Annotated in this window: 6 protein-coding genes; 5 read left to right on the top strand and 1 reads right to left on the bottom strand. The window is 73.0% G+C overall.

The annotated features are described in order from the left end of the window. On the top strand, positions 1-2,995 hold a 2,995-nt coding region (locus tag ACFYPC_RS36900; RefSeq protein ID WP_391891717.1), incomplete at its 5' end, for an SDR family NAD(P)-dependent oxidoreductase. Positions 2,996-3,061: 66 nt separating this feature from the next. Here ACFYPC_RS36900 and ACFYPC_RS36895 read toward each other — a convergent pair. Next, positions 3,062-3,319, bottom strand: coding sequence for a DUF5988 family protein (locus ACFYPC_RS36895; RefSeq protein WP_391891716.1), 258 nt, complete (start codon positions 3,317-3,319; stop codon positions 3,062-3,064). Positions 3,320-3,543: 224 nt separating this feature from the next. Between ACFYPC_RS36895 and ACFYPC_RS36890 the strand changes: the two genes are divergently transcribed. The 4 genes from ACFYPC_RS36890 to ACFYPC_RS36875 form a co-directional block, all read left to right on the top strand. After that, entirely contained in the window at positions 3,544-4,584 is a 1,041-nt protein-coding gene (locus ACFYPC_RS36890; RefSeq protein WP_391891715.1) for a helix-turn-helix domain-containing protein, read from the top strand. A gap of 74 nt (positions 4,585-4,658) precedes the next feature. After that, positions 4,659-5,921, top strand: coding sequence for an FAD-dependent oxidoreductase (locus ACFYPC_RS36885; RefSeq protein WP_391891714.1), 1,263 nt, complete (start codon positions 4,659-4,661; stop codon positions 5,919-5,921). A 142-nt stretch (positions 5,922-6,063) separates the two neighbouring features. Continuing rightward, positions 6,064-6,834 carry a thioesterase II family protein gene (locus ACFYPC_RS36880; RefSeq protein WP_391891713.1) on the top strand — a complete coding sequence of 257 codons (771 nt, stop codon included), beginning with the start codon at positions 6,064-6,066 and terminating at the stop codon, positions 6,832-6,834. 163 nt (positions 6,835-6,997) lie between these two features. Continuing rightward, positions 6,998-8,925, top strand: a 1,928-nt coding sequence (locus ACFYPC_RS36875; RefSeq protein WP_391891718.1) for a type I polyketide synthase, incomplete at its 3' end; no start/stop codon positions are given.

The raw sequence follows: 8,925 nt of genomic DNA, 5'->3' as shown, positions 1-8,925 counted from the left end.
CGGCGGGCAGGTCGACTGGGCGACGTACTACGCGAGCACCGGCGCCCGCCGCGTCGACCTCCCCACCTACGCATTCGACCACCAGCACTACTGGCTGGAGTCCGCCGCCTCCTCAGGGGACCCCAGCGGTCTCGGTCTCGACGGGGCCGGACACCCGCTGCTCGGCGCGACGACCGAAGTTGCCGGTGTCGGTCTGGCCCTCTTCACCGGGCGCCTCTCCGCCACCTCTCACCCCTGGCTCTCCGACCACGTCGTCATGGGAACGCAGCTCGTTCCGGGCACGGCCCTGGTCGAGTGGGCCCTCCACGCGGGCGGGCGCGTCGGCGCGTCCGTCCTGGAGGAGCTGACGCTTCACGCCCCGCTCGTCCTGCCCGAACAGGGCGCCGTCGCCGTACAGATCGCCGTGGACGCACCGGCGGCGGACGGCAGGCGCGTCGTACGTGTCCATTCCCGTGGCGCCGCCGACATCGGCGGCAGCTGGGTCCTGCACGGCTCGGGCGTCCTCGCGGACGCCCCGGCGGCGGACGGCGAGTCCCTCGCCGACTCGGACTGGCCGCCGGCCGATGCCACCGAGGTCGCGGTCGACGCCGTCTACGAGGAACTCGCGGGCCTCGGCCTGGAGTACGGGCCGTCCTTCCGCGGCCTGCACGCCGTCTGGCGGCGCGGTGACGAGACTTTCGCCGAGGTGGCCCTGCCGGAGCCGCTGCGCAACGGCGCCGACGGCTTCGGGCTTCACCCTGCGCTCATGGACGCCGCCCTGCACCCCCTCGGTCTGGGCGCCGCACCCGGTCTGCCCTTCGCGTGGAGCGACGTACGGCTGCACGCGGTCGGTGCCGAGCGGCTGCGTGTACGCATCACCGCGGCCGCCTCCGAGGGCGCGGGTGCCTCGGTCGTCCTCGCCGATGGCACGGGGGCGCCCGTGGCCTCCGTCGGCTCGCTGGCGCTGCGGCCCGTGCCCCGGGAGCAACTGGTGGCACCGGCCCACGGCTCGGCCGCCGCGAACGCCCTGTACCGCATCGACTGGACCCCGCTGGACGAGGCGCCGGCGACCGGCGGCGCGGCCGCCGAGGTCGAAGTCATCGAGGTGCCGGGCCCGGCCGCCACCGAGGGCGCGGACGCCGTGACCGACGTACATCACCGGGTGACGCGCGCCCTGGAACGGCTGCAGGTGTGGCTGTCCGAGGAGCGTCCCGAGGGTGAGCGGGTGGTCGTGGCGACCCGAGGCGCCGTCGCCACCGGGGACGGAGCGGTGCAGGATCTCGGCGCGGCCGCCGTCTGGGGTCTCGTGCGCTCCGCCCAGTCCGAACACCCAGGCCGTATCGTCCTCGTCGACATCGACCCTGACACCGACCTCCACGCCGACCTCCACGCCGACTCCGACGTAAGCACGGAAAACACCGAGACCGACACAGCCACCGCGTCCCGTGCCGCCGTCCGGCGCTTCGCCGAACTGGCCGCCGTCGGCGAGCCGCAGCTCGCCGTGCGCGGTTCGCGGCTCCACGCCGCCCGTCTGACCAGGGCGGTCCCGACCGGATCCGACGCTCCCGCCAGGCGTCCGGACGTCGAGGGGACCGTCCTCGTGACCGGCGCATCCGGCACCCTGGGCGGTTTGATGGCCCGGCACCTCGCGGGGAGCTGGGGCGCGCGGGACCTCGTTCTCGCGAGCCGCCGAGGCGCTCAGGCTCCGGGCGCTGCCGAACTAGGCGCCGAACTGGAGGCCCTCGGTGCCTCGGTCCGCTTCGAGGCATGCGACGTGGCAGACCGGCAGGCCCTCGCCGCACTCCTCGGCGGAATCCGCGCCACGGGCCGGCTCGTCGGTGTCGTGCACACCGCGGGCGTGCTCGACGACGGGGTGTTCGGCTCGCTGACCGGGGACCGCGTCTCGGAGGTCTTCCGTCCGAAGGTGGACGCGGCCTGGCGGTTGCACGAGTTCACCGCCGATCTGGACCTCTCCTTCTTCGTCCTGTTCTCCTCGATCGCCGGCGTGGTCGGGCAGCCCGGCCAGGCCAACTACGCGGCGGCGAACTCCTACCTGGACGCGCTGGCGCGGCACCGCAGGGCACGAGGGCTGCCCGCCGTGGCCCTGGCCTGGGGGCCCTGGGCCGAGGGCGGCATGTTCGGCAGGATGAGCGAGTCCGACGTACGCCGGATGAAGCGGTCCGGCATGGTGCCGATGTCGGCGACCGAGGGCCTGGAGCTCTTCGACACCGCGGTCACGGCGGGCGCTCCCGCCGTCGTCCCGGTCCTGCTCGACCTGCCCGAATGGCGTCGGACGGCGGCCGACAGCGGCGCCGTCCCGCACCTGATGCGGTCGCTCGTACGGGCCGCTCCGCGGCGGGCCGCGAGCGACTCCGGTCCCGCCGGGCGGGAGCAGTCGCGGCGGACCCGGCTGGACGCGCTGGCCCCCGAGGAACGGGCGGGCGCCGTCCTCGAGATCGTCACCACGGAGGTCGCCGCGGTACTCGGGCACGCACCCGGATACCGGATCAAGCCGCAGCAGACCTTCAGCGAACTGGGCTTCGACTCCCTGACGGCCGTCGACCTCAGGAACCGGCTCGGCGCCGCCACCGGTCTGCGGCTGCCTCCGACGCTGATCTTCAACTACCCGACGGCGGAGGCCCTGGCCGCGCACGTCCTCGCTCAGGCCGCCCCGGCCGGCGCGGGCACAGGCCCGGGAGGGGGCACCGGTACCGGCGCCGTCCCCGGCCGGTCCGACCTCGGCGCGGAACTGCGCCGGCTGGAGGAGGCGTTCGCCGCCCTCACCCCGGACCTCGTACGGGAGCTGGCTCCCGACGGCGACGCGATGGACGAGGTGGCCGACCGTCTGAAGTCCCTGGCGTCGCGGTGGCGCGAGGCCCGGGACGAAGCGGCCGGTCCGGGACAGGACGGCTCGGGCGCCGGGGAGTCCACGCCGCAGGACATGCGTGAGGAGCTGGACTCGGCGTCGGACGACGAGCTGTTCGCCTTCATCGACCAGCGCTTCAGCGCCTCCTGAACGACGAAGGGCCTGCCCCGCCGGGAACGGCGGGGCAGGCCCGAAGGCGCTCGTGTGCGCGGTGGGTCACTCGGCGATCTTGGTACGTCCGACCCATCGGAAGGTCATGGGTCCCGGTCCGATCCCGGTACCGGCCTCGACCGTGGTGTCGAGGGGCGTGTAGTGCTCGTAGCCGTTGCCGTAGCGGATCTTGATCTTCTCGTCCGAGTAGATCACCTCGTGGCAGTCGGCCAGATTGACGGTCCCGGAAAGGTCGACAGGCCCTCCTTCGAGTCGGACGGGGTCCTTCGCCGTAACGGCGGAGATAGCGATGACATGTGCCATGGGAACACCTCTCGTCTCGATATCGATTCTTCTTCGGGCCCCTCGTCCGGGGGCACCCCTGATTCCCCCCTATAGGGGGCCAGAGATTTGGGCAGGGGCCACCCTCTCCTGATCTGATGGAGATAACTGTCGTTAATTCGCAAGCCGTTCGGGCCGGTTTCCCGGGCGCCGGGAATTGGCTGGAAGGGAATCTTCTGGTGGAAACCTTGGGGATAGACGCCCGAATGCAGCCCGTGTACCGCGCGCTCCTGGAGCAGGGCGGACAGCCGGCGGCCGAACTCGCCGCCCGCCTCGGCCGGGACGAGGTCTCCGTCCGCGAGTCCCTCGCCCGGCTCGCCGAGCTCTCCCTGGTCCGTGCCCTGCCCGGCACACCCGCCACCTGGTCCGTCGTCGCACCCGAACTCGCCCTGGGGGCCCTCCTGGCCCGCCAGGACGCCGACCTCGCCCGCCGCAGCCAGGAGGCCCGCGAGAGCCGCGCCGCCGCCATGTCGCTGCTGGCGGCCCACGAGGCGCGCCGCTCCGAGACCGCCGACGCGGGAGTGACCCGCCTGCACGGACACGAGGAGATACGGCTCGGACTCGACCGGCTCTGCCGCCAGGCCGCCGGGGAGATCGCGTACGCCCTGCTCGCTGCCCCCGGGCCCCAGCACGTCCGCGAGGGCGAACAGGGCACCGCCGAACGTGCCCTGGCCCGCGGCGTCCGCATCCGCGCCCTGCATCTCACCGGCGCCCGCAACAGCGCGGTCCGCAGCGCGTACGGCCGCAGGCTCGCCGACTCCGGCGCCGAGATCCGCACCGCCGCGACCCTGCCCGTCCCCATGATCGTCGTCGACCGGTCCGTCGCCGTCGTGCAGAGGACCCCCGACGACGAAATCGGCACGTCGAGCGAAGCCGACCTCGTGACCTCGCCGGTCCTGGTGACCGCCCTGTACGCCCTGTTCGAACGTGAATGGGCCGCGGCACTGCCCGGCGACGCCCCGCCCCAGCGCCGCGAGAACGGGCTCAGCGACCAGGAACACGCCCTGCTGGAACTGCTCTGCGAAGGACTCACCGACGAGATGGCCGCCCGCCGGCTCGGCGTGTCCCTCCGGACCGTCCGCCGCACCATGTCGGACCTGCTCACCCGCACCGGCGTCAAGAGCCGCTTCCAGATCGGCATGGTCACCGGGGCCAACGGCTGGCTCGACAGCCCGCCCGGCGGCCTGCGTGCCGTACCGGGCCCCGGCGCGAACGCGGACGGGGCCGCCCAACGGCGGACCGCCTGACCTCCACCCCGGGACGTACCAGAACCACCGTCACATCCGTGCAAGAACCAGCGATCGACTCAAAGGGCAGGGACATGGCAGAGAAGTACGACGTGATCGTGGCCGGCGGCGGGTCCGCCGGCGTGGCGGCGGCGGTCGCCGCCGCCCGGACCGGGGCCCGCACCCTGCTCGTGGAGCGCGGACCGTGCCTCGGCGGCGCGGCCACCCTGCGCAACGTCCTCACGTACTGCGGGATCTACACCCGCGAGAGCCCGCCCCGCCAGGTGGTCTTCGGCATAGCCGAGGAGGTCCTGTCGGCGCTGCGCGCCGAAGGCGCCGTCACCGGCCCCCAGCGATTCAACGGCGTCTGCGTGGTCTTCGATCCCGAGGCCGTCAAACGCGTCCTCGACGCCCTGTGCGCCGAAGCGGGCGTCGACGTACGCCTCTACGGTCACGTCGCCGAGGCCCGCCGCGACGACCGCCGCATCACCTCCGTCCGCATCGCCGACCACCACGGCATCACGGAGGTCACCGCCGACGCCTTCGTCGACGCCACCGGAGAGGCCGACCTCGCCGCCTTCGCCGGCTCCGCCGTCCGCTACGGCAACGACGGCATGGTCCAGAACGGCTCCCTCGGCGTCCGCTTCGGAGGCATCCCGCCGCACGCCGACGTATCCCGCGCCCGCGTCTCCGCCGCCGTCCACGCCGCCCGCGAACGCGGTGTCAGCCCGCTGGTCTCCGCCAACGGACTCGTCGCCCGGCTACCGCTGTCCGGGGACGTCATCGCCTACGTCGTCGACGAGGGCTACGACGCCCGCGACTCCGGCGAGGTCAGCCGCGCCGAGGCCAGCGCCCGTGTCCAGGCCCGCGCCTACCTCGACGTCATCCGCTCCCTCCCGCACTGCGAGGGCGCGTACATCGTCAGCACCGGGCCTGAGATCGGTACCCGCGAATCCCGTCACATCATCGCCCGCTACCAGCTCAGCGTCGGCGAAGTGCTCGGCGGCGCCCGCTTCGACGACGCCATCGCAGTCGGGGCCTGGCCCATCGAGTACCACCCCGCCCCCGGCATCCCCTCCGAGTGGCTCTTCATCGACGACGACGGGTACTTCGAGATCCCCTTCGGCGCCCTGTGGAGCGCCGACACCGACAACCTCTTCGCCGCCGGCCGCAACGTCGACGGAGACCGCATGGCCGGCGGTTCCCTGCGCGTCATGGGCACGGCCTTCGCCACCGGCCAGGCCGCGGGCGTCGCCGCCGCACTCGTCGCCCGTGACGGCACCGCGTTCAGCACGGACGACGTCCGCGCGGAGCTGTTCCGCCAGGGCGCCCGCCTCCCCGAGCCCGCCCTCACCTGACCACCCGAACGGCGTCCCGAACCCCTACCGGCATCCCGAACATTAGGGGGAATACCGAGGACCGGAGGGGTTGGGGTACCGGGTCCCGCCTTCTACGGTCGTCATCAAGTGGCTGGAAAATCGGAAAGGACCGATCTCGACTATGGCTGTCCCGGACGTAGACCTCGGGCTGTGGATCCGCAATTTCCACGAAGCACCCGGCCGGAGAACCAGACTCGTCTGCCTGCCGCACGCCGGCGGCTCGGCTTCTTTCTTCTTCCCGGTATCACGGGCGCTTTCCCCCGGACTTGACGTCGTCGCGGTCCAATACCCGGGCCGGCAGGACCGCCGCCGGGAAAAGTGCGTCGAGACCATCCGCGAACTCGCCCGCCAGATCGTCGACGTCCTCGACCCCCGGCCGGGCGGACAGCCGACCGCTCTCTTCGGCCACAGCCTCGGCGCCACCCTCGGCTTCGAGATCGCCCGCCTGATGGAGGAGCGCGACGCCGCCCCCGTTCACCTCTTCGCCTCCGGCCGCCGCGCCCCCTCCAGCCACCGCGACGAGTCCGTGCACCTGCGCGATGACGAGGGCCTCCTCGCCGAACTGCGTCAACTGAGCGGCACCGATCCGCGCGTCCTCGGCAGCGAGGAAGTCCTGCGGATGGCGCTCCCCGCCATCCGCAGCGACTACCGGGCCGCCGAGACCTACGTCTACGAACCGGCCCCGCCGCTGTCCTGCCCCATCACCGTCTTCACCGGCGACAACGACCCCAAGGTCACCTCGGACGAGGCACGAGCCTGGGCCGGCCACACCTCCGCCGACTTCCAGATGCACACCTACACCGGCGGGCACTTCTTCCTGACGGACCACCAGCCGGCGATGCTCAAGACGATCTCCGACCGACTGGCCCCCGTAGCCGTCGGCGCGACGTAACGACAGCCGGGCAACGAGACGGGCGGGCGGCGTGGCCGGGGAGGCCGCTCCCCGCCCGCTTTCGCTGTGGCCCCGCCCCCCTCCCACGCCTGCACCCGCGCCCCACCCCGCAGGCGCCGACCCATGAACTCCCAGCTCGTCGGTTACTCGGACAGGTGACGCTCTGATGGCGAACGAAGACAAGCTCCGCGAATACTTGAAGCGAGTCACGGCTGACCTGCACGAGACCAGCGAGCGGCTGCGCCAGGCGGAGGCGAAGGACCGCGAACCCATCGCGATCGTCGGCATGAGCTGCCGCTACCCCGGCGGCGTCACCGACCCCGAAGGGCTGTGGCAGCTTGTCGCCTCCGGCACCGACGCGGTCGGCGGCTTCCCCGACGACCGCGGCTGGGACGTCGAGAACCTCTACGACCCGAAGGGCGCCCAGCCCGTCACCCCCGGGATGAGCGCGGGCGGATTCCTCTACGACGCCGGCGACTTCGACCCCGACCCGTTCAGGATCTCGCCCCGCGAGGCCCTCGCCATGAACCCCCAGCAGCGCCTCCTGCTCGAAACCGCGTGGGAGGCCGTCGAGCGGGCGGGCATCGACCCGACCTCCCTGCGCGGCAGCCGCACGGGCGTCTTCGCCGGGCTGATGTACCACGACTACGCCGCCCAACTCGCCGGCGCGGACATCCCCGACGGAGTCGCCGGCCTGCTCGGCATCGGCAACATCGGGAGCGTCGCCTCCGGCCGCGTCGCGTACACCCTCGGCCTCGAAGGCCCCGCCGTCACCGTCGACACCGCCTGTTCCTCCTCCCTGGTCGCCCTCCACTTCGCCGTCCAGGCACTCCGCTCCGGCGAGTGCACGCTCGCCCTGGCAGGCGGCGCCACCGTCATGGCCACCCCCAGTGCCTTCGTCGACTTCCAGCGCCAGGGCGGCCTGTCGTCCGACGGCCGCTGCAAGTCCTTCGCGGACGACGCGGACGGCACCGGCTGGTCCGAGGGCGTCGGCATGCTGCTGGTCGAGCGGCTCTCCGACGCGCGCCGCAACGGCCACCAGGTCCTCGCCGTGGTCCGCGGCTCCGCCGTCAACCAGGACGGCGCGTCCAACGGCCTCACCGCCCCCAACGGGCCCGCGCAGGAACGCGTCATCCGCCAGGCCCTCGCCCACGCCCGGATCTCGGCCGCCGACGTCGACGCCGTCGAGGCGCACGGCACGGGCACGACGCTGGGCGACCCGATCGAGGCGCAGGCGCTGCTCGCCACCTACGGCCAGGAGCGCCCCGAGGGCCGCCCGCTGTGGCTGGGCTCCCTCAAGTCCAACATCGGCCACTCCCAGGCGGCCGCCGGAGTCGGCGGCGTCATCAAGATGGTCATGGCCATGCACCACGGGGTGCTGCCCCGCACCCTGCACGCCGAGACGCCGTCCACCCGGGTCGACTGGGAGGCGGGCGCGGTGGAGCTGCTGACCGAGGCCCGCGACTGGCCGGACACCGCCGAGCGGCCGCGCCGTGCGGGCGTCTCCTCCTTCGGAGTCAGCGGTACGAACGCCCACGTCATCCTGGAACAGCCGGAGCCGGAGCCGGAGACCAAGCCGGCGATCGAGCCCGAAGCCCGGCCGGCCGCGCGGGGGCGCAGCCTCCCCGCGGTGCCGTGGATCCTGTCGGCCAAGACCCCGGAGGCCCTGGCGGGCCAGGCCGGCCGCCTCCTCGACCTGGTACGCGACAACCCCGCGCTCACACCCGCCGACGTGGGCTGGTCCCTGGCCACGACCCGGACCCGCTTCGAGCACGGCGCCGCAGTCGTCGCGGGCGACCGCGAGGGCTCCCTGTACGCCCTGGAGGCACTGTCCGAGGGCCGCTCGGCGCCGGGTGTGGTGCGCGGCTCGGCGACGACCGGAGCCACGGCGTTCCTGTTCTCGGGGCAGGGCTCGCAGCGGGCCGAGATGGGCCGTGAACTGTACGAGGTGTATCCGGTGTTCGCCGATGCCTTCGACGCCGTCTGCGCGGAGCTCGACCGGCATCTGGACCAGTCGGTCAGGGAGATCGTCTTCGGTGGCTCGGAGCTGATCGACCAGACTGTTTACACGCAGGCGGGTCTGTTCGCGAT

This window comes from Streptomyces sp. NPDC005808, assembly GCF_042871385.1.
In the GTDB taxonomy this organism is placed as follows: Bacteria; Actinomycetota; Actinomycetes; order Streptomycetales; family Streptomycetaceae; genus Streptomyces.
Note: the sequence above shows the minus strand (reverse complement) of the source record. Positions and strands in the feature narration are given on the sequence as shown.

Coding starts and splice junctions, on each gene's coding strand:
- ACFYPC_RS36895 (WP_391891716.1), bottom strand. CDS start 3,319: ATGGCACATGTCATCGCTATCTCCGCCGTTACGGCGAAGGACCCCGTC.
- ACFYPC_RS36890 (WP_391891715.1), top strand. CDS start 3,544: ATGCAGCCCGTGTACCGCGCGCTCCTGGAGCAGGGCGGACAGCCGGCG.
- ACFYPC_RS36885 (WP_391891714.1), top strand. CDS start 4,659: ATGGCAGAGAAGTACGACGTGATCGTGGCCGGCGGCGGGTCCGCCGGC.
- ACFYPC_RS36880 (WP_391891713.1), top strand. CDS start 6,064: ATGGCTGTCCCGGACGTAGACCTCGGGCTGTGGATCCGCAATTTCCAC.